Consider the following 22873-nt stretch of genomic DNA (forward strand, 5'->3'; position numbering starts at 1 on the left):
GGCCGCGGGCCGGACGGCACGACGCGCACCGGCGTCGCCCTCGTGGTCCGCCAGTCGAGCGGACCCGCGAGCTCAGCCGACGGAGAGTCGGGCAACGACCGGCAGGTGGTCCGACTCCGTGTTGCCGGGCAGCGCCTTCGCCGACGTGAACGTCACGCCCTGGCCGAAGACCCAGTCGATGCGTTCCGTGGGATCGAGGCTCGTCGACGTGTTCTGCGACGGGTCGCCGGCCGCGTCGATCGCACTGATCCAGCCGGCGTCCGTCAGGAAGGTGATCTCGGGGGAGCCCGGAGTCGCGTTGAAGTCGCCGGCGAGCACCTCGGGAGGCGTGACGGGCGCGGCGGTCGTCAGGGCCTTGAGCTGGTCCAACCGGGTCGGGGTGTTCGACGCGCGGTGCTGCAGGTGGACCGAGGTCACGCGCAGCGAGGCTCCGGAAGCCGTGGTCAGCGTCGTCGCGAGGGCAGACCGCTTCTGCGGGCCGTCGCCGTAGGGCAGCTCATGGATCGCGACGTCGGTCAGCCCGGACCGAGCGAGCACGGCGTTGCCGAACTGACGGTCCGCGGCGGGGGCGAACTCGATCGTCATGCCGAGCCGGCGGGACAGCCACGTGGCCATGTCGGCGCCACCGCCGAAGATCCAGCCGCGCTCGACCTCCTGCAGCGTGACGACGTCGGGGTGCTGGGCCTCGATCGTGGAGGCGACGTCCTCGAGCTCGACGCCGGTCAGGGGCGAGACGCCGTAGTGCAGGTTCCAGTCGACGAGCGTCACGGTGTCGCCGGCGGAGTGCGCCGGCACCGACGGCGTGGACAGGGCGACGAGGCCGATGGTTGCCAGGACGAGCGCGGGCAGCACGAGCAGCCGGACGGAGGCCATGCTGCGGGGGAGCCGGTCGGCGGAGCGCCCGAGCGGCGTGCGGCGGCGCAGGCCGGACAGGGCGAGCGCGCCCGCGGTCACGACGACGACCCAGGCGTTGTCGACGCCGAGCGGCACGTCGTAGTCGAGCATGTAGATCAGCAGCGGCGCGATGGTCAGCACCCCGACGGTGAGGGTTGCCATCGCGGTCCGGGCGATGCCGCGTGGGGCCGGTCGGTGGGCGCTGAACGCCGCCGAGAGCACGACACCGAGGCAGACCTCGAGCACGGCGATCGCGACGAGCGCCCAGACGTCGGTGATCCACAGCGCGCCACCCACGCCGACGACGAGGAGCACGGCGGCGCCCACGCGCCACGGCGCCGACCACTGCGCGGGCCGGAGCAGCAGACCGGCGCCGACGAAGTTCGCGGCGACGAGCACGATCCCGGCCGTGCGGAGCGACGAGCCCGACTGCGAGGCCGCGAACGCGGGGTTGGCGACGACCATCGCCGCGATCGCCAGGAACGGCCCGAGGGCCCAGAGCCGGCGGGGACGGCCGGTGGGCTCGCTCTCGGCGGTGGTGAGCGCCGCGAGCGCGCGGGCCGTGCCGACCAGGAACAGCCCGAGCACCACGGCGACGATCCATCCGGACCAGCCGGGCTGCCACAGCGCGTCCCAGGTGCCCAGGAGCAGCTGCAGCCCGACGGACAGCCCGCACCCGAGCACGAGGCCGACGGCGGCCTGCCGACCGCCCGAGGGACGTCCCGCGACGAAGGCGACGGCCAGCGTGAGCATCCCGACCGCCACGGCGACGGTGAGGAGGCCGACGACATTCAGCGCGAGCCCGTCGAGACCCTGGATCACGACGCGCAGGGCGGCGAGCAGCAACGTGCCCAGCAGCAGGCTGCGGGCGTCGGGCACACCGGACGAGCACCGGCAGAGCACGAGGACGAGGGCGACCACCAGGCCCGCGCCGGCGTAGGTGCCGAGGGACGCGAGCGCGGCGTCGATGGTGCCTACCGTGAACGCCCGGTCCAGCAGGGGCCCGCTGGCGCGGACCATCTCGAGGGCCATCACGGTCAGCAGCGCGACGAGCCACACCCGGGTGGGCGTTCCGGCGTCGAGCGGGGTGCGCGCCGGCTGCTCAGTCGTCACGCGCGGCAGAGTACCCCGGCGGCTACCGGAACAGAGCCTGGCCGACGTACGGGCTCGCGGCCGTGGTCACGGGCGTGCCGTCGGCGCCGAGGACCAGCGACCCGTCGGGCAGCCCGGGCGGCACCGCGTAGAGCCCCGAGGCGGTGTGCGTGAGGTACTCCATGAGCCCGTCCTGGCTGGACAGCTGTGACTGCATCGGGATGTAGTGCGTCCGCGGGTCCGTGACGAACGCGAGGAAGAACAGCCCCGCGTCCAGGCGGCCGAGGCTGTCGTTGCCGTCGGTGAAGTTGTACCCGCGGCGCAGCATCCGCACGCCCTTGTTCTCGGTCGGGTGCGCCAGCCGCACGTGCGAGTCGAGCGGGATCAGCGGCTTGCCGTCGCCGCCCTTCGCCGTGAAGTCGGGCTCGGTGAACTCCGTGCCGCCGGACAGGGGGGCGCCGTTGCCCTTGGTGCGTCCGACGAGGCCCTCCTGCTCGCCGAGCGAGGTGCGGTCCCACGTCTCGATGCGCATGCGGATGCGACGGGCGACGAGGAACGAGCCGCCGGCGAGCCACGCGGAGTCCGAGCTGAGGGCGGCGTCGTCGACCCAGACGTGCTTCTCGAGGTCGGCGGCCTCCTCGGCCTTGACGTTGGCGGTGCCGTCCTTGAAGCCGAACAGGTTGCGCGGCGTGAGCTGGGCGGTGCTCGTCGACGAGGTCCGGCCGTAGCCCAGCTGCGTCCAGCGGATGGTCGCGGTGCCGAAGGCCGCCCGGGACAGGTTGCGGATCGCGTGCACGGCGATCTGGGGGTCGTCGGCGCAGGCCTGCACGACGATGTCGCCGTCGCTGCGGGCCGGGTCGAGGTCGTCCTTGGCGAAGTGGGGCAGGTCGACCAGGCCGTCGGGCAGCCTGCCGGCCAGGCCGAAGCGGTCCGTGCCAGGCGTGCCGTCGGCGTTCCGTGTGCCGACGAACAGAGAACGGCCGAACCCGAAGGTGATGGTCAGGCCGGCGGGCAGCAGGTCGGCGGCCTCGCCGGTGTCGTCGGGCGGCGCGTTGTACGGGCCGGACGCCGGGCCGTACGGGCCCGCCGACAGACCCTGCGTGAGCCGCGCGGCGATCGTCGTCCAGGTCTGCAGGAGGGCGACCAGCTCGTCGCGGGACGTCGTCGTGAGGTCGAAGGCGGCGAGGTAGAGCCGGTCCTGCGCGGGCGTGACGATGCCGGCCTGGTGCTCGCCGGTGAACGGGTACGTGCCCGCTCCGGCGGCGGGCGCAGCGTCGGGCGCGGTCGCGCGACCGACACCGAAGCCGGTGGCGGCAGCGAGACCGACCGCGAGGCCGCCGCCCAGCCCCAGGAACCCTCGCCGCGAGATGCGGGAGCGTCCGGGCTCGGTTGCGGGCTCGTCGGGGGGGCCGGGCGGGTCCGTGGGGGCGGACACGTGACTCCTTGGACGAAGGGACGGACTAGCTGCCCGTCACGGTGGTGGTGAGCTGCGAGAGCGGCTCGGAGAGGGCGTCGACCGACGAGGCGAAGGCCTTGATCTCGTCGGGCGTCAGCTTGTCGTAGTAGGTGAAGCCGCTGTCGAACGAGCCCTGCGCGGCCAGCAGCGCGAACGTCTCGGCGAACCGGGTGTCCAGCTGCTTGGCCAGGTCGGGGTCCTGGGCCACGACGACGTCACCGAGGACCTCGTAGGCGACCTTGGCGCCCTCGACGTTGGCCTGGAAGTCCCAGAGGTCGGTGTGCGACCAGATCTCCTCCTCGCCGGTGACCTTGCTGGCGGCGACCTCGTCGAGCAGCCCCTTGGCGCCGTTGGCGATCTGGAAGGCCTCGAGCGTGAAGGTGGGGGAGGTGACCTCGTCGGCCAGGGCCTGGGTGTTGCTCACCAGGTCGGCGGCCGCAGCCGTGCGCTGGTCGGGGGTCAGCGGCACGTACGCGACGCCGCCGTTGGCGTCGGCCGTGGGCTGCCACAGGTCCTTCTCGATCATGTGCCAGCCGGTCCACGTCTGGCCGGCCTCGACGTCGGCCTCGCGGGCGTCGAGCTTCGGGTCGAGCTCGCCGAACGACTCGGCGACGGGCTCGACGCGCTCGTAGTGGCTGCGCGCGTCGGCGTACAGCGACTCGGCCTTGGCGTCGTCACCGGTGCCGTAGGCGTCGGCGAACGCCTGGGTGCTCGTGAGGAGCGCGCCCACCTGGTCCTTGACGTAGGCGAGGTACTGCGCCGAGGCGGCCGTGAGCTGGTCGGCGGTGTCGCCGGTCGGGCCCACCTGCGCGCCCGAGTCCGTGACCGTGAACGGGCTCCGGATGCCGTCGCCCACCATGCCGGGCTTGCACGCGGTGAAGTAGGTGCCGGGCTTGACCTGGACGACGAGGTCGCGGGACAGCCCGGGCCCGATGTTCTCCACCTCGGAGACGACCCGCAGCCCGTCGTCGCTCAGCAGGTAGAACTCGGTGACGTCGTTGCCCGCGTTGGTGACCGAGAACTGCACGTTGCCCGACGGTGCCGTCGCCGCGGAGACGTCGCACGCGTCCGCGGTGGACGTGACCGTGATCGCGCCGGCCGAGGCGCTGGCCGACGCGCCGGCCGTGTCGTTGGAGACACAGCCCGCGGCGAGCGGCAGCACGAGGGCCGCAAGGGCAGCGGCGGTCAGGACAGGGCGGCGGGACATGGGTCTCCTCGAGACGGATGCATGAGGCGCCGGTCGGGCGCCAGGTCAAGGACGGTCGGTCAGGCTGCGGACGCGGTGACCGCCGGCGCGGGAGCGGCGGGTCGCGACGGGGCGTGGCCCCAGGTGGTGCGGATGAAGATCGTCAGGGTCGGCACGAGGTACGCGATCCAGACGAACGCCTGGAGCCAGGTGGTGGCGGGCGAGAAGTTGAAGACGCCCTTGAGCAGCGAGCCGTACCAGCTGCTGGGCGGGACGGTCGACGAGACGTCGAACGCGAGGTTGTTCACGCCGGGCAGGATGCCGGCCTCCTGCAGGTCGTGGACGCCGTAGGCCAGCACGCCGGCCGCGACGACGATGAGGAACAGCCCCGTCCAGGCGAAGAAGGTGCGCAGGTTGAGCTTGAGCGCGCCGCGGTAGACCAGCCAGCCGAGCACGACGGCGGTGGCCAGGCCGAGCGCCGCGCCGACGAGCGGGGCCGCGTTCCCGGTGGTGCCGGGGGCGGTGCCGCTGGTCGCCTGCGCGCCCGCCCACAGGAACAGCGCCGTCTCCAGGCCCTCACGTCCGACCGCCAGCAGCGCGACGACGAAGACCGCCTTCTGCCCGCCGCCGATGGCGTCGTCGAGCTTGTGGTGCAGGCCGGCCTTCATGTAGCGGGCCGTCTTGGCCATCCAGAAGATCATCCAGGTGATCAGGCCGACCGCGAGGATGGAGAGCGTCCCGCCGATGGCCTCCTGCGCCTCGAACGACAGCCCCTGCGGCCCGAACGTCAGCAGCGCACCGAACCCGAGGGCGACGAGGATCGCGACCCCGACTCCCGTCCAGAGGGCGGGGAGCTGGTCGCGGCGGTCGGACTTCACCAGGTAGGCAACGAGGATGCTGACGACCAGCGCGGCTTCGAGGCCCTCACGCAGACCGATGAGGTAGTTGGCGACCATGGGTGCTTCCGTCAGGAGGGAGGTGGCAGGAGCCGTGAGGACAGGCTTACCTCACTGCTCGGCGACACTACCCCTGAGGGTGCCCTAAGTGCGACCTCCGTCCGGTGCCTGACCCTGTGAACCGGGTCACCGGTCGAGCGAGTCCCGCAGCCGGGCAAGCAACGTCGGCCATGCGTCCGCGAACGCCGGGAGCAGGGGGAGGGTCGCGACGTCGTCGACGGGGACCCAGCGCAGCTCGAGGCTCTCGGCGTCCGTGACCGTGGGATGCACGGGCGAGATCTCGTCGGCCAGGACGGTGGTGTAGGACCAGTCGGGGTGCGCCAGCACGTGCTGGCCGCGCACCCGGACGCTCACCGGGTCGATGCCGGCCTCCTCGGCGGCCTCGCGCAGGGCGGCGTCGACGGCGGTCTCCGACGGCATCCGTGCGCCGCCCGGGATGCCCCACGTCCCGCCGTGGTGGCTCCACTCGACCCGGTGCTGCAGGACGACCGCGACGGCACGGCCGTCGTCGTCGCGACGCACGAGGAGCAGCCCGGCGGCGCCGAAGAGGCCCCAGTGACTCACGCCGCAGGCGCACTCGACCCAGCCGTCACCCGGCTGGCGTTGGCGGTGCGGCGGTTCCACGCGTGCGGTCAGCCGACGATCTCGCAGATGGCCGTGCCCGCGCTCACGCTCGAGCCGACCCCGACGGACAGCGCCGTCACGGTGCCGGCGCGGTGCGCCACGAGCGGCTGCTCCATCTTCATCGCCTCCAGCACGACGACCAGGTCGCCCTCGGCCACCGTCGCGCCCTCGGCCACGGCGACCTTGACGATCGTCCCCTGCATCGGCGAGGCGAGCGTCGTGCCGTTCGACGAGCTCGTCTTTGCGGCCCGCCGGACCGGGCGTCGCGCGGCGGGCGCCGCGCGACCGGCGGCACCGCGACCGAAGGCCAGTGCGGCGGGCAGGACGACCTCGATGCGCTTGCCGCCGACCTCGACGACGACCCGCTCGAGCGCGGCCGGCTCCTCGTCGTCGTCGGCCGGCGGTGCCGGCGTCGAGGCGCCGAGCGCGGCGACGGTCTCGGCGAACTCGGTCTCGATCCAGCGGGTGTGGATGGTGAACGGCTCGTCGGGGTCCGCGGGCGCGAACGCCTTGGCGTCCAGCACGGCACGGTGGAACGGGACGACCGTCGGGATGCCGACCACCTCCAGCTCGGCCAGCGCGCGGCGGGCCCGCGCCAGGGCCTGCGGGCGGTCGGCGCCGGTGACGATGACCTTGGCGATCATCGAGTCGAACAGGCCCGAGACGCTGTCGCCCTCGACCACGCCGGAGTCGACGCGCACGCCGGGTCCGGTGGGCAGCCGCAGCGTGGTGATCTTGCCGGGGGCGGGCAGGAAGCCCGCCGACGGGTCCTCGCCGTTGATGCGGAACTCGATCGAGTGCCCGCGGGTCGGCACGCTGTCGTATCCGAGGGGCTCTCCCGCCGCGATGCGGAGCTGCTCGAGGACCAGGTCGATCCCGCTGACCTCCTCGGTCACCGGGTGCTCGACCTGCAGCCGTGTGTTGACCTCCAGGAACGAGATCGTCCCGTCGGTGGCCACCAGGAACTCGCAGGTGCCGGCGCCGACGTAGCCGGCCTCGCGCAGGATCGCCTTCGACGACTCGACCAGCTGCTCGTTCTGCGCGTCGGTGAGGAACGGCGCGGGCGCCTCCTCGACCAGCTTCTGGTGCCGGCGCTGCAGGGAGCAGTCACGCGTCGACACGACGACCACGGTGCCGAACTGGTCGGCCAGGCACTGCGTCTCGACGTGCCGGGGGCGGTCGAGGTACCGCTCGACGAAGCACTCGCCACGCCCGAACGCTGCGACGGCCTCGCGGACCGCGGACTCGAACATCTCGTCGATCTCGTCGACGTCGCGAGCGACCTTCAGGCCGCGGCCGCCGCCGCCGAACGCCGCCTTGATCGCGATCGGCAGGCCGTGCAGCTGCGCGAACGCGTGGATCTCGTCGACACCCTCGACCGGGTCGGGGGTGCCCGCGACCAGGGGTGCGCCGGCGCGCTGGGCGATGTGCCGCGCGCTGACCTTGTCGCCCAGCGACTCGATGGCCGACGGCGGGGGGCCGATCCACGTCAGCCCCGCCTCGATGACCGCCTGCGCGAACGCCGCGTTCTCCGCGAGGAAGCCGTACCCGGGGTGCACGGCGTCCGCGCCGGAGCGGCGGGCGACGTCGAGCAGCTTGGGGATGTCGAGGTAGGTCTCGGCCGCACGGGAGCCGCCGAGCGCGAACGCCTCGTCGGCGATGCGGACGTGCACCGCCTCCCGGTCCGGGTCGGCGTAGACGGCGACGGAGCCGATCGACGCGTCGCGACAGGCACGGGCGATGCGGACGGCGATCTCACCGCGGTTGGCGATGAGGACCTTGGAGATGGCGGGCACGGCTCACCGTAACGCGGAGCCCGGCTCTGGCCCGTGCCGGGAGCGCGTGCCCCGGCAAGATTGGGGAACCGGCCAAGGTCCACCGGTCGGTTTTTGTAGGGATCCGACGACGACCGGGGTCTGAGGTTCGCGCTGCGAGCCCGCCTTTGTCGGCTCCGGACAAGATCAGGCGGTGCGCCAGAGGTCGGGGATGGTCACTCCGACCGACCCGAGGAGCTCGCGCAACAGGGGGAGGCTGATCCCGACGACGCCGTGGTGGTCGCCCTCGATCTTCTCGACGAACGGGCCGCCGAGCCCGTCGATCGTGAACGCGCCCGCTACCGCGAGCGGTTCGCCCGTCGCCACGTAGGCGTCGATCTCGTCGTCGGAGAGGTCCGCGAACATCACGGTGGTCGACGAGGTCGCGCCGAGCATCGTCGGCGTCGCGCGCTCGTCCATCAGCCAGTGCCCGGTGTGCAGGACGCCGGTGTTCCCGCGCATCGCGCGCCACCGGGTCCGGGCCTGGTCGGCGTCCGCCGGCTTGCCGTAGATCCGGCCGTCGAGCTCGAGCATCGAGTCGCAGCCGAGCAGGAGCAGGTCGTCGGCGTCTTCGAGGTCCTCGGGCAGGTTCCGCGACACGTCCTCGACCTTGGCCTGGGCCAGCAGCAGGACCGCGTCCGCCGGGTCCAGCGCGCCGAACCGTTCGGTCGCGGCCGCCAGCACGGCGTCCTCGTCGACCGTCGAGACGGCGACGAGCGGGTCGATGCCCGCGGCGACGAGGGTGGCGCGACGAGCGGGCGAGGCGGAGGCGAGCAGCAGGCGGGTCACGGGACGCGAGCCTATGCCGGTGGGGGAGCGGTGCTGTCGCGGACCACCAACGTGACCGGGACCATGTGCTGCGCCTGGTCGGGGGCCTCCCCCGCGCGTTCTCGGGCGATCGACCGGGTCAGGGCACCCGCCGCGGCCTTGCCCTTGGCCTCGAAGTCCTGCCGGACGGTGGTCAGGGTGGGCCGCAGCCGACGCGCGAGCGGGACGTCGTCGTACCCGACCACCGACACGTCCTGCGGGACGCGCAGGCCGCGCTGCTCGGCGGCGTGCACCACCGCGGCGGCCATCAGGTCCGAGAAGCACAGGACGGCGGTGGGGGGAGCGTCGCCGGCGAGCATCGCGCGGGCGCCCTCCGAGATGTACGGCTCCATGTTGTCGAAGACCTCGTACGTCACCGGGGTGACGCCGCCGGACGTGAGGGTCTCGACCCAGCCGAGCTGGCGCTCGCGGGCGACGAAGCCGCTCGCCGCCGCGGTGACGTCGGGCGCCCAGCCCGGGGGCACCTCGACGTTCATGGTGAGCGTGGCGATGCGGCTGTGACCGAGGTCGAGCAGGTGCTGGGCGCCGAGGCGGGCACCCTCTCGCTCGTCGAGGATCACGCTGGCGGCACCCGGCCGGGGGTCGCCGTCGACGAACACGAGCGGGAGCTTGCGGCGCACGAGCCAGTCCACCGCAGGGTAGTCAGCGGCGCAGCCGTAGACGAGCGCCGCGTCCATGGGGATGTCGCGGGCGGGGATCATGCCCTCGGCGCCCGTGGCCGGGAGCAGGACGACCGCCAGCCCGGTCGGGGCGAGCTCCTCGGCGACCGCCCCGAAGAACGCCGCCGCGATCGGGTCGCGGAACGCGGCGCCCACGGACTCGGTGAGCAGGACGCCGACCGCACCGGTGGTGCCGCGGGCGAGCGCGCGCGCCGACGGGTCCGGGCCGACGTAGCCCAGCGTCGCGGCGGCGTCGAGGATCGTGCGCCGCATCTCGGCCGAGAGCTGGTCGGGGCGCGAGAACGCGTTGGACACGGTCATCCGGCTGACGCCGACGCGGTCCGCGATCGTCTGAAGCGTCACGCGCGCCACGGGAGCACCGCCGTCCGGGTTCGCGTGCAGGTCCGCCGTCGCGCTGCCGCCCCTGCGCACGGCGACACCCTGTTCCGCTCCATGCGGGACAGGGTAGGTCGCCGAGGCGCCGGTCACCGCGTCGCCGTGCCGCCCCGGGGTGCGGTCGTCGGCGCGATCGCGTCCGCGAGGTGGTGCAGCACGCCGGCCACGGACCGTCGTGTGCGCGCCGCGGGCGGTCGGCGCTCGTGATGGGTGCGGGGTCGCCCGGTCACGACGACCGGGGCCTGTGGCTGGGCGCTGTGCGCCTCCTGGTAGGTGGCGGGCGGCCCGAAGAGGAGCCCGAGCTGGGGTCCGTCCATGGACATGGTGTCCTCGCTCTCATCGGCGGTCGGAACGTTCTATACCGATAAAGTAGCCCAGGACCCTGTACCGGTCAAGACGAATATCGGACAGGACTTCCGACCCGGTCCGGGGGCACAGGGGAGCAAGGCAGAATGGAGCCGCAGTGGTCGGGTCGCGGCGGGCGGTACCGCCGGCCCGGGCGGGTGGGCGCAGGTGCCCGACCGAGGGCATGAGGAGAGCAGATGGCTGACGCGGCACGAGCGTCGTCGAAGGGCCTGGACGACGGCGTCCACGATCCCGAGACGGACCTCGACGAGCTCGACGACGACCTGGACGACTACGTCGACCCCGATCCCGAGCTGCGCGAACCGCCGACCCAGCGGTGGCGGCGTCGGACGGCGATCGAGATGGTCCTGTCCGGGGCGTTCGGCCTGCTCGCGTCGTTCGTCCTGTCGATCGACGCGCTCAAGCTTGCCGCGGACCCGAAGGCCGGCCTGAGCTGCAACCTCAACCACATCATCAACTGCGGTGCGGTGGCCAAGACCTGGCAGGCGCACCTGCTCGGGGACTTCTTCCCCAACGCGTTCCTGGGGATCGCGGCCGAGTCCGTGGTCATCACCATCGCCGTCGCGATCCTCGGCGGTGTCGTGTTCCCCCGCTGGTTCATGCTCAGCGCGCAGGCCATCTACACGGTCGGCTTCGTCTTCGCGTGGTGGTTGTTCGCGCAGTCGTACTTCGTCATCCACGCCCTGTGCCCCTGGTGCCTGCTCATCACCGTCACGACGACCCTCGTGTGGGCCGGGCTGACGCGGCTGAACGTGCGCGAAGGGGCGATCGACATCGGAGTCGGTGCGCGACGGTTCGTCGAGCACGGGAACGACTGGTTCGTCACGGGTGCGGTGATCGTCCTGATGTTCGCGGCGATCGTGCTGCGGTACGGCTCGCAGCTGATCGCCTGAGGCTCAGGCCGCTCAGGCGGCTCAGACGGCGAACGCCTGCTTGAGCACGTCGAGCGGCAGCGAGCCCATGCTCAGGGCGCGGGCGTGGAACGCGCGGATGTCGAACTCCTCGCCGGCGGCAGCGGACTTGGCGGCGGCCTCGTCCCGGGTCTGCTCCCACAGGCGCTGGCCGATCTTGTACGACGGCGCCTGCCCGGGCCAGCCGAGATACCGGTTCCACTCGAACCGGATGAACGCCTCGGGCATGTTCACGTTGGCCCGCAGGAACTCCCAGCCCTTGTCGGCGTCCCAGGTGCCGCCGCCCCACTCAGCCGGCGCGGGCAGTCCCAGGTGGACGCCGAGGTCGAAGACGACGCGTGCCGCCCGCATGCGCTGGCCGTCCAGCATGCCGAGGCGGTCGCCCGGGTCGTCGAGGAACCCGAGGTCCGCCATGAGCCGCTCGCTGTAGAGCGCCCAGCCCTCGCCGTACCCCGAGGTCCAGCACGCGAGCCGACGCCAGCGGTTGAGCGTGGCCCGCTCGAAGACCGCCTGGCCGATCTGCAGGTGATGCCCGGGGACGCCCTCGTGGTAGACGGTCGTCTTCTCGCGCCAGGTGTTGAACGTGGTGACCTCGGGCGGCACGGACCACCACATGCGTCCCGGGCGGCTGAAGTCGTCGCTCGGCCCGGTGTAGTAGATGCCACCGTTCTGGGTCGGCGCGATGCGGCACTCCAGGCTGCGCAGCTCGTCGGGGATGTCGAAGTGTGCGCCGTCGAGGGCCTCGATCGCGGCGTCGGCGGTCTCCTGCATCCAGGCCTGCAAGGCGTCGGTGCCGGTCAGCAGGCGGGACGGGTCGACGTCGAGCACGGCGACGGCATCGGCGACCGACGCTCCGGGCCCGGCGATCTGCGCGGCGACGGCCTCCTGCTCCGCGACGACGCGGGCGAGCTCCTCGAGCCCCCACTGGTAGGTCTCGTCGAGGTCGACCGTCGCGCCGAGGAACTGCCGGGACCACAACGCGTACCGCTCCCGCCCGACCCCGTCGGCCGCCGGCGCGAGGGGAGCGAGCTCGTCGCGCAGGAAGGCGGCGAGCGTGCCGTAGGCCTGTCGCGCGGCCGCGGCGCCGTGCTCGAGCTCGGCACGCACGAGTGAGCAGGCCGCCGACTCGTCCAGCACGGAGTCCACCAGCTCACCGGTGATGAACGTCGTGAAGAACGACCCCTTCGGGTCGGCCAGCTCGTCGGCCTGCCGGGCGGCCTCCTCGACCTGGCGCGCGGACGCGACGCCCGAGAGCTCGACGCCGAGCCGCAACGACGCGACGTACCCGTCGATCGCGAACGGCAGCGCGTTCAGCCGGGCCGCGATGTTCGACCAGGCCTCGACGGTGTCCGTGGGCATGACGTCGAAGATGTCGCGCAGGTTCTGGACGGGCGAGGCGATGTTGTTCAGGTACCGGTGCTCCTCGCCGGTGTCGTAGAGCTCGACCGCCAGACCCAGCCGCTCCTGCATCGCCGCGAGGGTCAGCTCGTCGACGAGGTCCACGGGCGTCGCGCCGCCGAGGCGTTCGAGGGTCGAGCGCGCGAGCGCGGCACGCTCGTCGAGACCGGCCGGCGAGAGGTCGGTCATCTCGTGGTCGTGGCCCGCGATCCCGATCGCGGTCGCGGCCAGGGGATCGAGCACCGCGTACCGGGTCAGGTACTCCTCGGCGATCTCGTCGATGGTCGTGCTCGCGCGTTCCGGCATCCTCGTCACGCCGCCGAGCGTACTGGTCGGTACGTCGCGGCGCCCGGGGTTTCGGTGTTGTGCCATGTTCTTGCGGGTCAGTCGCGCAGGCTCCAGCGCCAGGCGTCGGGACCCGGCCGCAGCGCGTCGTCGCGCACCCCGCGCATGGTCCGTCGCCGGTCCGCCCAGGGCGCCGCGACCGCGTCGACGGCCGCCTCGGCGTGGAGCGCGCGCTCGGAGGCAGCCGCCATCAGGCCCGCGACGAGCGCCGCGAGCTCCACCTCGTCGGGCGTACCGCGGACGACCTGCATCTGCGTGCTCTCAGGCGCGTCGCTCACGCGTCGTCCTCGTCCTCGTCGTCCTCGTCCTCGTCCTCGTCCTCGTCCTCGTCGAAGTCGAACGGCGCGCCGCGCGAGGCGCCCCAGCCGTCCACGACGAACCCCGCCTCCACCAGCCGGCCGGCCAGCTCGGAGCCGCCCTGCTCGACCAGGTCGAGCACCGAGTCGAGCGTCAGGTCGGACGTGCCGACCGGAGGGCCGACGAGGAAGCCCAGGTGGAACGTGTCCACCTCGAGCGGGTCGGGCAGGCCGTCCGCGTCGCCCTCGTCCTCGTCGCCCCAGGACATGCCGGTGAGGTCGGCATGCAGGCCGAGCCGGTCGTGCAGCGCGTCGTAGAGACGCGCGTTGAGGCTGCCGATCTCCGACTCGATCGCCAGGATGCGCGGGTCCTCGTCGGCCTCGGTCGAGCCGAACTCGGCGCGCACGCCGACGGCCGTGTCGACGTAGCCGTGCAGGGCGGCTGCCAGCTGGTCGACCACCGCGTGCAGGTCGGCCCCGTCGACGCCGTGCAGCGGCTCCGGCCCGTGCGCGGCGTGGTCGTGCTCGTGCTCGTCGTGACTCATAGGGGGATGTTCCCGTGCTTCTTCGGGGGCAGCGACGCCCGTTTGGTGCGCAACAGGCGCAGGGCCTTGGTGACCTCGGCGCGGGTCCGGCTCGGGGCGATCACCGCGTCGACGTAGCCGCGCTGGGCGGCGTCCCACGGGTTCACGATGGCCTCCTCGTACTCCGCGGTCAGCCGGCGGCGTTCTGCCTCGACGTCGCCGTCGGCATCGGCCACCTTCTTCAGGGCCCCGCGCTGCAGGATGTTCACCGCGCCTCCGGCCCCCATGACGGCGATCTGCGCCGTGGGCCAGGCCAGGTTGACGTCGGCACCGAGCTGCTTGGAGCCCATGACGATGTAGGCGCCACCGTACGCCTTGCGGGTGATCACGGTGACGAGCGGGACGGTGGCCTCGGCGTAGGCGTAGATGAGCTTGGCGCCGCGCCGGATGATGCCGTTCCACTCCTGGTCGGTGCCCGGCAGGAAGCCCGGGACGTCGACGAACGTCAGCACCGGGATGTTGAACGCGTCGCACGTGCGCACGAAGCGGGCGGCCTTCTCGGCGGCGTTGATGTCGAGCGTCCCGGCCATCGACATCGGCTGGTTGGCGACGATCCCGACGGGGTGACCCTCGACGTGCCCGAACCCGATGAGCACGTTCTGGGCGTACAACGGCATGACCTCGAGAAGTACACCGTCGTCGAGGACGTGCTCGACCACGGTCCGCATGTCGTACGGCTGGTTGTCCGAGTCGGGCAGGAGCGTGTCCAGCGCCTCGTCGTCCTCGGACACCGACAGGTCGGCCACGTGGTCGAAGGTCCACGGGTCGGTGAGGTTGTTCTGCGGCAGGTACGTGAGCAGCGCGCGGACGTAGTCGAAGGCGTCGTCCTCGTCGGAACCCATGTAGTGCGCGACGCCGGAGCGGGTGTTGTGCGTGGTCGCACCGCCCAGCTCCTCGAACCCGACGTCCTCGCCGGTGACCGCGCGGATGACGTCCGGGCCGGTGATGAACATGTTCGACGAGCCGTCGGCCATGACGATGAAGTCGGTCAGCGCGGGGGAGTACACCGCTCCGCCGGCCGACGGACCGAGGATCAGGCTGATCTGCGGGATGACCCCGGACGCCGCGACGTTGCGGCGGAAGATCTCGGCGAACTGCGTGAGTGCCGCGACGCCCTCCTGGATGCGCGCGCCGCCGCCGTCGCTGATGCCGATGAGCGGAACCCCGGTGCGCAGGGCGAGGTCCATCACCTTGGTGATCTTCTCGCCGTGCACCTCGCCGAGGCTCCCGCCGAAGACCGAGAAGTCCTGCGAGTAGATGCAGACCGGGCGGCCGTCGATCGTGCCGTGCCCGACCACGACGCCGTCGCCGGGGACCTTCTTCTTGTCGAGGCCGAAGTTCACCGACCGGTGCTGGACGAACGCGTCGAGCTCGGTGAACGAGTCCTCGTCCAGCAGCTGCTCGATGCGCTCACGGGCCGACCGCTTGCCGCGCGCGTGCTGCTTGTCGACGGCGTCCTGCTCGGCCGCGGCCTGGGCGTCGTACCGCGCCCCGAGGTCCGCGAGCTTGCCGGCCGTGGTGCGCGGGGCGCTTTGCTGGATCTCAGTCACCCGACGAGGCTAGTTGTCGATTGCCTCCATGCACGTGCAGGCGCATCACGGTCTTCGTCGCGTCGGGGTGTCGGGTTCCCACAACCCGCGACAGGATGGGCGTCATGGCAGCCCCCCGACCCTCCCTGCGCGCCGACGAGCTCCGATCGCTCCTGCTCGCCCCCGACGGGCCCCTCGCGCGCGTCGAGATCGTGGCCGTCACGGAGTCGACCAACACCGCGGTGGTGGCCGACCTGCGGGCCGACCCGACGTCGTGGCCCGATGGCAGCGTCCTTGTCGCGGAGCACCAGGCCGGTGGGCGCGGCCGGGCGGGCCGCTCGTGGGAGACCCCTGCTGGCACGTCGTTGACCTGCAGCTTCGTGGTCCGACCGCCCATCCCGACGTCGTCGCTCGGCTGGCTCGGTCTGCTCGCCGGGCTGGGTGCGGTCAACGCGCTGCGCGCCACCGCGGGCGTCCCGGCGATGCTGAAGTGGCCCAACGACCTGCTCGTCCCCGCCGACACCGAGGTCGAGGGCTGGGGTGCGGCGCGCAAGATCGGCGGCATCCTGGCCGAGGTGGTGCCGCTCGACGACGGAGGTCCCGCGGCGGTCGTCATCGGGATCGGCATCAACGTCTCGCAGGACGCCGACGAGCTGCCCGTGGCCAGCGCCACGTCGCTCGCCCTGGCCGGCGCTCACCACGTGGACCGGGAGGGGATGCTCGTCGCACTCGTCGAGGCCCAGCTCGAGGTGGCCCGCCGGTGGCGCGACTCCGGCGGGGACGCGGCGGCCTCGGGGCTCGCCGACGAGGTCGCGCGTGTGTGCAGCACCCTCGGCGACACCGTGCGGGTCGAGCTGCCCGGCGGGTCGTTCGTCGACGGCGTCGCGGAGCGGCTCGCGGACGACGGCGGTCTGGTCGTGCGGGACGGCTCCGGCGCCGAGCACCACGTGCTCGCGGGTGACGTACGCCACGTTCGCACCGCCGGGTGAACTACCCTCGATCCGTGCCGGACGATCGATCGCAGGACCTCGACTTCCTCGAGTCGACGGTGGGTGAGCTCGAGGCCGAGCTGCTCGGCGGCCCGCGCACCCTGAGCGCCCGCGACCTCGCGGATCGCGCCCACATCGAGATCGAGATCGTGCACGGCTTCTGGACGACCATGGGTCTGCCGCACGCCGACCCGGACGACAAGGTCTACACCGAGCGCGACGCCGAGGCGGTCGACCGGGCCACCGCGCTGGTGCGCGACTACGGCCTGGACCTGAGGACCGTCATCACCGTCACGCGCGCGCTCGGGCACACCTCCGACCGGCTCGCCCTCTGGCAGGTCGAGGCGCTGGTCGAGGACATGGCCGACCGGTATGAGCTGGACGACACGTCCGCGCGGCTGCTGGTCCTGGACCGGCTCGGTGCTCTCGCACCCATGCTCGAGGCGCAGCTGGTCCACTCCTACCGTCGCCAGCTCGCGGCGATCGCCGGCCGGTACGCCGCCGAGTTCGGCGAGCTGCGTGCGCCGGGTCCCGACCGCTCGGCCCTCCCCCTGGCGCGGGCCGTGGGCTTCGCGGACATGGTCTCGTTCACGCGCCGGACCGCGGGCCTCGGGTCCACCGACCTCTCGCAGTTCGTCCAGCGGTTCGAGACCGCCGCCCGCGACATCGTCTCCGCCGGCGGCGGCCGCGTGGTCAAGACCATCGGGGACGCCGTCCTGTTCGTCGCCGACGACGCCGCGACCGGTGCCGCGATCGCGCTGCGGCTGGCCGACGCCCTCGGCAAGGAGCTCGACGTCGACCGCGAGACCACGACCGGCGGCCTGTTCGAGGGCGCGCGCGGGGTGACGCCCGTGCGTGTCGGGCTCGTCTGGGGGCGCGTGCTGTCGCGGTTCGGTGACGTGTTCGGGCCGCACGTGAACCTCGCCGCGCGGCTCACGGACATCGCCGACCCGTCGACGGTCTACGTCGACGAGGCCACCGCGCAGGTGCTGGCCACGGACGACCGCTTCGTCCTCGAACCCCGGCCGCCGCGCGAGCTCTCGGGGATCGGCACGGTCACTCCGGTGCGTGTGCACGCCGCGGGCTGACGATCAGGGCGCCTGGGCCTGGGCTCTCACGTCGGAGGCGGGTCGTCCAGCGGGACCTCCTCGACCAGCGTCGGGTCGTTGTTGGCCACGGAACCGACCGCGGTCGACACCGGGGTCGCGACGATGTCGGGCGCGGGCGCCCGCAGCACCTCGGCCGCGCGGTCCGCGCCGACCGCCGGGTCGAGCCAGGCGGACCAGGCGTCCCGCCGGAGCATGAGCGGCTGCCGGTCGTGGATGTGCGCGAGCTCGTCGGACGCCGGCCGCGTGATGACGGTGGTGCTCACCACCCAGCGCTCGGGGTCGTCGTCGGCCTTCGACGGGTCCTTCCAGAACTCGTACAGCCCGGCCAGCGCGACGATGTCCCCGTCGGCGGGGTGCAGGTAGAACGGCTGCTTCCGCTTGCTGGTGGAACCCGGCTCCGGCTTCTTCCACTCGAAGTAGCCGTCGGCCGGCAGCAGCGCCCGACGGGCCGCGAACGGGCGGGCGAAGGCCGGCTTGTCGGCGATCGACTCGACGCGCGCGTTGATCATGCGGTTGCCGACCGAGATGTCCTTGGCCCACGACGGAACCAGTCCCCAGCGCGCCACCCGGAGCTGCCGGGTGATCTCGCCCGTCTGTCGGTCGGCGCGCTCGACGACCATCCGCACGCCGTCCGTCGGCGCCACGTTCCACGACGGACCCAGCAGGCGGACGTCGTCGGCGATCGTCGCGATGGCGAACTCGTCGGCAAGCGCCTGGTCCTCCCGGAAGGAGGCGTATCGACCGCACATCCACCCAGCCTGCCAGCCGCGACCGACATCGCGCCCGGCTCCGGCACGACCGGTCACACACGGGCGAACGTCACATCGAATCGATTCGACAAACGGCCGGGGCAATGAAAACATCGATCCCGATGAGCTTGCGCACCACCTCCCCCGCCACGACCGCTCCGACCGCAGCAGCGGCCGACCGCGCCGCACCCCAGCGCACGTACACCCCGGACGTCCGGTACGTCCTGCTGCTGGGCATGATGTGCGCGCTGCCGGCCATCTCGGTCGACATCTACCTGCCCTCGCTGCCCGAGGTCGCGCGCGACCTGCACACCACCGCGACCATGGCGCAGCTCACCATGACGGCGATGCTCGTCGGTGGGGCGGCCGGGCAGCTCGTGATCGGCCCGCTCTCGGACCGGTTCGGTCGACGCCTGCCGGTGCTGCTCGGGGTCGCGATGCACGTGGTGACGTCGCTCCTGTGCATGATCGTGCCGGCGATCGGCCCGCTGATCGTGCTGCGGACGTTCCAGGGGTTCTTCAACGCGGCGGCCTCCGTGGTCGCGATGGCGATCATCCGCGACCGGTTCGTGGGCTCCGACGCGTCCCGGCTGATGTCCCGGCTCATGCTCGTGATCGGGGTCGCTCCGCTGTTCGCCCCGTCGATCGGCGGACTCATCGCCGGGCAGCTGGGCTGGCGCGCGGTCTTCGGCGCGCTCGCCCTGTTCGGCGCGACCCTGTGGGTGGTCGTCTGGCGTCGGATGCCCGAGACCCTGCCTCCCGAGCGTCGGCGCGTCGGCGGCCTGGGCACCGCGGTGGCGGGCTACCGCCACCTGGTCCGCGACCGCCGGTTCGTCGCGCTGGCGATCCTGCCGGGACTCGGCGTGGCGGTGCTCATGGCCTACGTCGTCGGCTCGCCGTTCGTGCTCCGCGAGGGGTACGGGCTCACGTCGGGTCAGTTCGCGCTGCTGTTCGCCGTCAACGGGGTCGGCCTGGTCCTCGGCGCGCAGGTGAACGCCTCGCTCGTGCGGCGCGTGGCACCGATCCGGATCCTGAGGGTGGTGCTGCCGATCTCGGTGACGCTCGCCCTCGTCCTGCTCGCGATCGCCGTCACCGGCTGGGGCGGCCTGGCAGCGCTGCTGGTCGTGCTGTGGCTCATCCTGTTCATGGTCAACTTCGTCCCGCCCAACGCGTCCGCGCTGGCGCTCACGCGGCACGGCGCCATCGCCGGCACCGCGGCGGCGGTCATCGGGGCGACGCAGTCGGGCGTGTCCGGCGTCATCAGCCCGTTGTCGGGGCTGCTCGGCGGTGACGCCGTCGCGATGGCCGGGGTCATGCTCGCGGCGGCCGTCGGAGCGCTCGTCGTCCTCGCCGTCGGAACGCCCGCGTACCGGCGCGACGGTGCGTGGTCGGGCGCGTCGGCCGTCCTGGACTGATCGCGCGTCCAGGTCCACGGGACCGGTGCCGCACCGCGAAACGCACATCGCCGGACAAGTCGCACGGGTGAAGTCGAGATCTCGGCGGGTATCCACCCGAACGGCGTAGGGCCCGCAGTCGGACTCCTCGTAGCGTGCCGCGAACTCGCCCGAAGGGCCGTGCGCAGGCAGGCAGTGTCCGACGCGCGACGCAGCCCTGCGGGCATCCGGAAGGAACCGTCAGCCCGTGCTCCGTCGCCTCGTGCTCAGCGTCCTCGTGTGCGTCCTCGCCCTCGGGGGTGCCGCCGTGCCCGCGCTCGCGTCGGGAAGCTCCGACCTGTTCCCGCAGACCGGCGGGGTCGACCCTGCCTGCAGCGGCACCACGCTGTGCCGGGCCGCCATCGAGTGGCGGACGAACGCGTACGGACCCGCGGGTGCCGGCGAGACGCGCATCCAGCGGCGGACGCTGTTCTCGGTGTTCGCGCGCGCGGGCGAGCAGATCCTGACCGGGTCGTCGTCGGTCGGTACGGGGGCGGCCGACATCGCGATCTGGAACCCCGGCCAGATCACCGATCCCGAGGCGACGGTCCTTCCGACCGTGGCCGACGGGTCGAACGGTTTCCTGTGCTCCGCGCACCGGACGACGCCTGCGACCGGGCTCATCTCGACGCGGGCCCAGGAGCTGGCGCGCGCGCAGGCGGTCGACGGGTCGGCCAACACCGCCGGCTACGTGCCGTGCGTGTACGTCGCGCCCACCACGGGTCTCTACCGCGTCGCGTTCTACGGGTCCGCGGGTCCGGACGGGACAGCCGACGGGACGCCCGACCCGGAACTCGCGCCGACGACGTTCCGGTCCGACGCCGGGACGGCCGTCAACGCCTGGGACGTCACGGTCCGCGCCGCGGGCGACCTCGCGACGGCGACCGACATCCCGGGCCGGGTGTTCACCTACGTGCTGGCGGCGTTCACCGGCGGCAACCCCCGGCCCGTGACGATGTCGATGTACCTGAACACGCTCGACGGCTATCGGTACCTGGTGAACACGAACGGCTTCGACCCGAACGGCTTCGTCTTCTACGGCAACCGTGAGGGCTTCCTGGACGCGGACGGCGTGACGCCGCTCAACCACGACGTCGTGGGATCGGGCGCCCAGCCGCAGCAGCTGCCCGCACTCGACGGCGGCGTCCACCTGGCCAGACCTCAGTACCCGTTGTCGTTCGAGCCCCTCGCACCCGAGACCCTCGCTGCCCTGGGCATCCCGGGCGCCCCGGTGCCGCCCGTCCTCAGCGCCGTCGACTTCACGGGCCGGGCGACCGCCCACGGCAGCTACCGCGCGCAGGGTGGCACGTTCACGCTCAACGCCGGGACCGGCGGCACCTACGAGATCGTCATCTCCCGGGACGGCATCAGCTACGACCCCGGTCTGCCCACCAACCGCGCGCTGCGCGGCGTCGTCGGCGCCGGCGTCTCGACCGTCTCGTGGGACGGCAAGGACAACGCCGGCGTCCCGTTCCCCGTCAAGACGGGCTACCAGGTGAAAGCCGTGCTGCGGGCGGGGGAGTACCACGCGCCCATGCTCGACGTGGAGAGCTCGACCCATGGTGGTCCCAGCATCACGCTGCTGAACCCGCCGAACGGGGTCTGCCCGTTCTCGCTGGCCGCCAGCACCGGCACCAACTGCACCAGAGTCTTCTTCGACGACCGCAGCTACACGTCGAGCGCTGGCGTGCTCGTGGGCGACGCGGCGAGCGGGCTCCTCTGCCCGTCGTTCATCGGCGCGCTGCCCGCGAGCCCCTTCGCGGACCCGGCCACCGGCGTCGACAGCGCGAGCACGGCGCGCGCGTTCGGAGACGGGCTCGGCGCGAACGCGAACTCGCACTGCGCGCCCAGCAACGGCACCCTCGGCGACTCCAAGGGGCTGGACGTCTGGACGTACTTCCCGTCCCTGCAGTTCCAGACGGCCCTCGACGTCCTCCCGCTGCCCGCCGTCCCGGTGGCGGCGGACGACTCCGGCACGACGACGGTCGGCACCCCGCTCGTCGTCCCGGCCACAGGGATCCTGGCCAACGACACCGGCACCCGGCTCACGGTGAGCACGAGCGTGACGAACCCGCCGGTCAACGGGTCGGTCGTGCTGGGCACGGACGGCTCGTACACCTACACGCCGGCGGCGGGCTACCTCGGCACCGACAGCTTCGTCTACACGGTCGCCGACGACGCGGGCCAGACCGCCTCGGCGACCGTGCACCTGACGGTCACGCCCCGGGCGGTCGACGACACGTGGACGATCCCCGTCAACACGACCCTGGTCGCCTCGCCGGGCGTCCTGACGAACGACGCCGGCGCGCCGCTGGTCGCCACGCTGCTCACGGCACCGTCGCACGGGGCGCTCACGCTGCGCACCGACGGAACCTTCGACTACGTCCCCACGCACGACTTCTCCGGGCCCGACACCTTCACCTACCAGGCGAGCGGCGGCGGGCAGTCGGCCTCGGCCACCGTCACGATCGTCGTCACGCCCACGGCGGCGGACGACGACGCCGGCACCATCGCGCCGAACATGACCCACGTCGCCGGTCCCAGTGTGCTCACCAACGACGACGGCACCGACCTGCACGTGATCACCGCCGGACCACCCGGGCACGGCACCGTCGTCGTGGACCCCGGCGGCCGCTTCCGCTACACGCCGAACCCCGGCTGGGGCGGCACCGACGCGTTCACGTACGACGCGGTCGACGGCTCGGGCCAGCCGGTGTCGGCTGTGGTGATCGTGCGGGTCACGGCCCCGGTCCAGCTCGCCGCAGCGGTCGACGACTCGGCGGTCGGCACACCCGACCAGCCGGTCCTGCTCGCCGAGCTGGACAACGACGTCCCCGGCGACAACCTGGCCTTCGACACGAGCACCGTCCGGCTGGTCGATCCGGCCGGCGGTCCGTCCGTCACCGACGTGACGGTCGCCGACGAGGGCACGTGGCTGGTCACCCCCACAGGCATCCGCTTCACGCCCGTGCCGGGGTTCGCCGGGTACGCGAACCTCCGCTACAGCGTCTCCAACACCGCGGGGCAGACCGTCTCGGCCCGGCTCACCGTCCGGTACCCAGCGGCACCGTTGATGGCGCTGCCGACGACCGTCTCGGACCCGCTGCCCCCGGTGGTGGCCGACCCTCCGGCGACGGATCCGTCCCTGGCGTACACCGGCTCCGACCCCGTCGGCGGGCTGACGGCCGCGCTCGCCCTGCTGAGCGTGGGCGCCGCACTCGTCGCCGCCCGCCGGCGCATCCGGGGTCGCGCCTGACGG

At 72.7% G+C, this 22873-nt stretch carries 19 protein-coding genes; 5 read left to right on the forward strand and 14 right to left on the reverse strand.

What is annotated here, in order from left to right; genetic code table 11:
- Positions 1 to 72 precede the first annotated feature (72 nt).
- The 9 genes from ACPPVS_RS03675 to ACPPVS_RS03715 form a co-directional block, all read right to left on the reverse strand.
- Positions 73 to 2007: an endonuclease/exonuclease/phosphatase family protein gene (locus ACPPVS_RS03675; protein WP_426594633.1), complete on the reverse strand. Its 1935-nt coding sequence runs from the start codon at positions 2005 to 2007 to the stop codon at positions 73 to 75.
- 22 nt (positions 2008 to 2029) lie between these two features.
- Positions 2030 to 3421, reverse strand: coding sequence for an iron uptake transporter deferrochelatase/peroxidase subunit (efeB, locus tag ACPPVS_RS03680; RefSeq protein ID WP_426594634.1), 1392 nt, complete (start codon positions 3419 to 3421; stop codon positions 2030 to 2032).
- A gap of 25 nt (positions 3422 to 3446) precedes the next feature.
- A complete protein-coding gene (efeO, locus tag ACPPVS_RS03685) occupies positions 3447 to 4649 on the reverse strand; it encodes an iron uptake system protein EfeO (protein ID WP_426594635.1) in 1203 nt (400 codons plus the stop codon).
- 59 nt (positions 4650 to 4708) lie between these two features.
- On the reverse strand, positions 4709 to 5584 hold the full coding sequence (gene efeU, locus ACPPVS_RS03690; RefSeq protein WP_426594636.1) for an iron uptake transporter permease EfeU: 876 nt from the start codon (positions 5582 to 5584) through the stop codon (positions 4709 to 4711).
- A 126-nt stretch (positions 5585 to 5710) separates the two neighbouring features.
- Entirely contained in the window at positions 5711 to 6148 is a 438-nt protein-coding gene (locus ACPPVS_RS03695) for an NUDIX domain-containing protein (RefSeq protein WP_426594637.1), read from the reverse strand.
- A 68-nt stretch (positions 6149 to 6216) separates the two neighbouring features.
- Entirely contained in the window at positions 6217 to 8004 is a 1788-nt protein-coding gene (locus tag ACPPVS_RS03700) for an acetyl/propionyl/methylcrotonyl-CoA carboxylase subunit alpha (protein WP_426594638.1), read from the reverse strand.
- A gap of 165 nt (positions 8005 to 8169) precedes the next feature.
- Entirely contained in the window at positions 8170 to 8811 is a 642-nt protein-coding gene (locus tag ACPPVS_RS03705; protein WP_426594639.1) for a Maf family protein, read from the reverse strand.
- Between the two features lie 11 nt (positions 8812 to 8822).
- Entirely contained in the window at positions 8823 to 9941 is a 1119-nt protein-coding gene (locus ACPPVS_RS03710; RefSeq protein ID WP_426594641.1) for a LacI family DNA-binding transcriptional regulator, read from the reverse strand.
- A gap of 53 nt (positions 9942 to 9994) precedes the next feature.
- On the reverse strand, positions 9995 to 10228 hold the full coding sequence (locus tag ACPPVS_RS03715; RefSeq protein ID WP_426594642.1) for a hypothetical protein: 234 nt from the start codon (positions 10226 to 10228) through the stop codon (positions 9995 to 9997).
- 219 nt (positions 10229 to 10447) lie between these two features.
- Between ACPPVS_RS03715 and ACPPVS_RS03720 the strand changes: the two genes are divergently transcribed.
- Positions 10448 to 11164: a vitamin K epoxide reductase family protein gene (locus ACPPVS_RS03720; protein ID WP_426594643.1), complete on the forward strand. Its 717-nt coding sequence runs from the start codon at positions 10448 to 10450 to the stop codon at positions 11162 to 11164.
- A gap of 21 nt (positions 11165 to 11185) precedes the next feature.
- Here the strand turns inward: ACPPVS_RS03720 and ACPPVS_RS03725 are convergent, their stop codons facing one another.
- The 4 genes from ACPPVS_RS03725 to ACPPVS_RS03740 all read right to left on the reverse strand — a co-directional run bounded on the left by ACPPVS_RS03725 (position 11186) and on the right by ACPPVS_RS03740 (position 15355).
- Positions 11186 to 12886: a DUF885 domain-containing protein gene (locus ACPPVS_RS03725; RefSeq protein WP_426595875.1), complete on the reverse strand. Its 1701-nt coding sequence runs from the start codon at positions 12884 to 12886 to the stop codon at positions 11186 to 11188.
- Positions 12887 to 12963: 77 nt separating this feature from the next.
- Positions 12964 to 13203 (reverse strand): acyl-CoA carboxylase subunit epsilon, encoded by a 240-nt coding sequence (locus ACPPVS_RS03730; protein ID WP_426594644.1) that lies wholly within the window; start codon positions 13201 to 13203, stop codon positions 12964 to 12966.
- Positions 13200 to 13766, reverse strand: a complete 567-nt coding sequence (locus ACPPVS_RS03735; protein ID WP_426594645.1) for a hypothetical protein — start codon at positions 13764 to 13766, stop codon at positions 13200 to 13202. Before ACPPVS_RS03735 ends, ACPPVS_RS03730 begins: the two co-directional genes overlap by 4 nt.
- Positions 13763 to 15355: an acyl-CoA carboxylase subunit beta gene (locus ACPPVS_RS03740; protein ID WP_426594646.1), complete on the reverse strand. Its 1593-nt coding sequence runs from the start codon at positions 15353 to 15355 to the stop codon at positions 13763 to 13765. The genes ACPPVS_RS03735 and ACPPVS_RS03740 overlap by 4 nt, the downstream gene beginning before the upstream one ends.
- 104 nt (positions 15356 to 15459) lie before the next feature.
- Here ACPPVS_RS03740 and ACPPVS_RS03745 point away from each other — a divergent pair, with 104 nt between their 5' ends.
- Positions 15460 to 16323 carry a biotin--[acetyl-CoA-carboxylase] ligase gene (locus tag ACPPVS_RS03745; RefSeq protein WP_426594647.1) on the forward strand — a complete coding sequence of 288 codons (864 nt, stop codon included), beginning with the start codon at positions 15460 to 15462 and terminating at the stop codon, positions 16321 to 16323.
- Between the two features lie 14 nt (positions 16324 to 16337).
- Positions 16338 to 17411 carry an adenylate/guanylate cyclase domain-containing protein gene (locus tag ACPPVS_RS03750; RefSeq protein ID WP_426594648.1) on the forward strand — a complete coding sequence of 358 codons (1074 nt, stop codon included), beginning with the start codon at positions 16338 to 16340 and terminating at the stop codon, positions 17409 to 17411.
- Between the two features lie 26 nt (positions 17412 to 17437).
- Here ACPPVS_RS03750 and ACPPVS_RS03755 read toward each other — a convergent pair whose 3' ends face one another.
- Positions 17438 to 18181 carry an SOS response-associated peptidase gene (locus ACPPVS_RS03755; protein ID WP_426594649.1) on the reverse strand — a complete coding sequence of 248 codons (744 nt, stop codon included), beginning with the start codon at positions 18179 to 18181 and terminating at the stop codon, positions 17438 to 17440.
- 122 nt (positions 18182 to 18303) lie between these two features.
- On the opposite strand from ACPPVS_RS03755, the gene ACPPVS_RS03760 reads away from it, so the two are divergent.
- The gene (locus tag ACPPVS_RS03760; RefSeq protein WP_426594650.1) at positions 18304 to 19596 is read left to right on the forward strand and encodes a multidrug effflux MFS transporter; all 1293 of its coding nucleotides are present in this window, start codon (positions 18304 to 18306) and stop codon (positions 19594 to 19596) included.
- Positions 19597 to 19822: 226 nt separating this feature from the next.
- A complete protein-coding gene (locus ACPPVS_RS03765) occupies positions 19823 to 22870 on the forward strand; it encodes an Ig-like domain-containing protein (protein ID WP_426594651.1) in 3048 nt (1015 codons plus the stop codon).
- The last annotated feature ends 3 nt before the right edge of the window (positions 22871 to 22873 follow it).

Origin of the sequence: Cellulomonas sp. McL0617 (assembly GCF_049994875.1) — a bacterium.
Taxonomy (GTDB): domain Bacteria; phylum Actinomycetota; class Actinomycetes; order Actinomycetales; family Cellulomonadaceae; genus Cellulomonas.